Annotated in this window: 2 protein-coding genes and 1 pseudogene; 1 reads left to right on the top strand and 2 read right to left on the bottom strand. The window is 68.3% G+C overall.

Annotated features, from left to right (window positions below; translation table 11 throughout):
- Positions 1 to 58: 58 nt before the first annotated feature.
- Positions 59 to 1,000: an N-carbamoylputrescine amidase gene (aguB, locus tag FVW27_RS11415; protein ID WP_167125246.1), complete on the bottom strand. Its 942-nt coding sequence runs from the start codon at positions 998 to 1,000 to the stop codon at positions 59 to 61.
- Positions 1,001 to 1,597: 597 nt separating this feature from the next.
- Here aguB and FVW27_RS11410 point away from each other — a divergent pair.
- Complete coding sequence (locus FVW27_RS11410; protein WP_167125244.1) at positions 1,598 to 2,710, top strand: agmatine deiminase family protein; 1,113 nt, start codon at positions 1,598 to 1,600, stop codon at positions 2,708 to 2,710.
- Between the two features lie 114 nt (positions 2,711 to 2,824).
- On the opposite strand, the pseudogene FVW27_RS11405 reads toward FVW27_RS11410, so the two are convergent.
- Positions 2,825 to 3,146 (bottom strand): annotated as a pseudogene (locus FVW27_RS11405) (DUF697 domain-containing protein); the annotation flags it as partial.

The following is a 3,146-nucleotide window of genomic DNA, read 5'->3' as shown; positions in this document are numbered from 1 at the left end:
AGCAGGCGCGCGCCGCCTTGCGCGGCATCGTGATGCGGCGGGCGCACGGCGGCCATGGCTAGGCTTCGCCTCCGCACCCGCAGCCGCAATGGTCGCCGCAGCCGTCCTCGCTGTCGTCTTCGCCGGGCAGGCCGTCCAGCCCGTCAAAGGTCAGCAGGGGGTGGTACAGGTCGGGCCTGCGGTCGCGGAACAGTCCCCACCCGGCGCGTTCCGCGCGGATGGCATCGAAGTCGAAGGCCGCCGTCAGCACGCATTCCTCGCTTCGGCCTGCCTGCTGCACGATTTCTCCCTGCGGGCCGGCGATGAACGACGAACCGTAGAAGGTCATGGAAAAGCCCTTGCCGAACTCCTCGCCCACCCGGTTGGAGGCCACCAGCGGCATCATGTTGGCGGCGGCGTGGCCCTGCATGGTGCGGGTCCAGTGGCCGGACGAATCGCACGCCGGTTCGGCGGGTTCGGAACCGATGGCCGTGGGGTAGAGCAGCACGTCCGCGCCCAGCAGGGCCATGGCCCGCGCGCATTCCGGAAACCACTGGTCCCAGCACACCCCCACGCCCACCGTGCCGTACCGGGTGCGCCACACGCGAAAGCCGGTGTCGCCGGGGGTGAAGTAGAATTTTTCTTCGTAGCCGGGCCCCTGCGGAATGTGCGACTTGCGGTACAGGCCCATCACCCTGCCGTCGGCGTCGATCATGGCCAGCGAGTTGTAGTAGGCCTGGTTGGAACGCTCGAAGAAACTGACGGGAATGACCACGCCCAGTTCGGCGGCCAGGGTCGACATGCGGCGCACGGCCGGGCTTTCGTCCAGGGTGCGCGCCAGCGCGAAGTGTTCCGGCAGTTCGTCCTTGCAGAAATACGGGCCGGAAAACAGCTCCTGCGGCAGCACGATGTGCGCGCCCATGGCGGCAGCCTCGCGCACCAGTTCGCAAACACGGTCGATGTTGCGGGATTCGTTGTCGGTGCAGGCCATCTGGGTGGCGGCGACGATGACTTCGGCCATATGTGATCCTCCGGGGCGGATTCTGCGTTGAGGGCGCGGGGCGTTCTGCCGTGGGCGCCGGATGGGGGACGCCGCATGCGCCGGAAATGCCCGGCCACGTGCAGGCGGCCATGTGCATGCGACGGTGTCGACGTGGAGCAGGCGCAATGGTGCGCGCCGGTCCGAACCTAGACCTCGATGGGATGCGCTTCAAACAAAAAAACGGGGTGCGGGCCGATGAACGCCGGGCAAGATGCGCACTCCGTTGGTCAGGCGTCTGGGACCATGAACGATGATGCCCGATTTCGGGGTGTCTGGAAATATCCGGGTGCGCCCGTGTGGAAAGATGCCGCACCGTCCTTTTTACCTGGGCCGCACCACTCCTTTCCGCACCTCTCCTCACCTGGGGGGTTGCCCGTCCGGGGCCGGTACTCTAGAAGGGGCCGGAGAAAACGGCGGCCATTGCCGGGACATCGGCATGGATATGAGCGCACGGCGCGGTCAACCCGCTTGCCGTCCCCCATGCCCCGATGCCCCCCCCATGTCTTATGTCCCTATGCCCGCCAGGAACACACGCCTGTCTGCGCCAGCGCCGCGCAGGCACAGGAGGTTATATCAATGGAGCGTTCGTCGCCACCCCTGCCCCTCAATTTTACCCCCGTGCGGTTGCCGGTGCGCGCCCCTGTATGCGACGGGCTGCACATGCCCGCCGAATGGGCCCCTCACGCGGGGTGCTGGATGGCCTGGCCCTGCCCGGATCCCTTGCTGGAGGACGCGCTGGATACGGTGCGCACCTCTTTTGCCGGGGTGGTGCGGGCCATCGCCCGTTTCGAGCCGGTGACCCTGCTGGCCAGGCCGCAGGACGCCGAGGTGGCCGCCGCGCTGTGCGGCGCGGGCGTGCAGGTGGTGCCCGCGCCCATCACGGATGCCTGGATGCGCGACTTCGGCCCGACCTTCGTGGTGGACGGGACGGGCGGCGTTGCGGGCGTGGACTGGATGTTCAATTCGTGGGGCCACACCTACGATGAATCCACCCACGACGACGACGTGGCCCAGTTCATCCTGTCGCGCCTCGGCATGCGGCGCTACGCCGCGCCGTTCATTCTGGAGGGCGGGTCCATCCACGTGGACGGACAGGGCACCCTGATGACCACCGAACAGTGCCTGCTGGACCCGCGTCGCAACGCGGGCATGACCAAGGCCGATTTCGAGGAACTGTTCGCCGCGTACCTTGGCGTGCGCAAGGTGATCTGGCTGGGCGAAGGGCTGGAGGGCGACGACACCCACGGGCACGTGGACATCGTTTCCTGCTTCGCAAGGCCGGGCGTGGTGCTGCTGCACCGCTGCGACGATCCGGAAGACCCCAACCACGCGGTGTACCAGGACAACCTGCGGCGGTTGCAACTGGCCACCGACGCCGACGGCAAGCCGCTCGAGATCGTCACCATCGACCAGCCCGACCGCGCGGAGCATGGCGGCAAGCGGATGGACCTTTCGTACATCAACTTCTACGTGGCCAACGGGGGCATCGTCATGTCCGCCTTTGGCGCGCCGGGTGGCGGGGCGGACTCTCAGGGCGCGCTGGATCGGGCCGCCTTCGAGACCCTGCGCCGGGTCTTTCCGGAGCGCGAGGTGGTGCAGGTGCACTCTCTGGACATCTTCAGGGGCGGCGGCGGCATCCACTGCATCACCCAGCAGCAGCCCGTGGGCAGGCCCTTGCCCCCATTTTGATTTCCACCGCCGGGAGTTTGCTGTTTCTGTTCCGTCGGCCCGTGGCATCCGCTGCGGGCCGACATGCGTTTGCGGGACGGAGAATGCGACCGCGTGAAGGAAACGCAGGGGCCGTCAGTCGCCCTTCTTCCGGAACAGGCGCAGGGGATTGGGCATGCGGCTGCGCGTGGGCGGCGTGGCCGCGCCGTCCGGCGTACTGGCAGGGGCACCCGCACGGGGGGGATGGGCGTGCGGCGGTGTGCCACTGCGCGTCGGTGGGGTGGGGACATCGTGTTCGTCGCCTTCCGAGGGGGCGTCGTCCCGGAAGGGCATGGCCTTGGCCATGGAGGTGGCCATGTCCCCGGCCTTGTGAACCACGCCGCCCACCCCGTGCACTGTGGCCCGCGCGCCCTTGCGCACCGCGTCGGCGGTGCGGCGGGCGGTGCCCTCGATCCCC

Origin of the sequence: Nitratidesulfovibrio liaohensis (genome assembly GCF_011682075.1) — a bacterium.
Taxonomy (GTDB): domain Bacteria; phylum Desulfobacterota; class Desulfovibrionia; order Desulfovibrionales; family Desulfovibrionaceae; genus Cupidesulfovibrio; species Cupidesulfovibrio liaohensis.
Note: the sequence above shows the minus strand (reverse complement) of the source record. Positions and strands in the feature narration are given on the sequence as shown.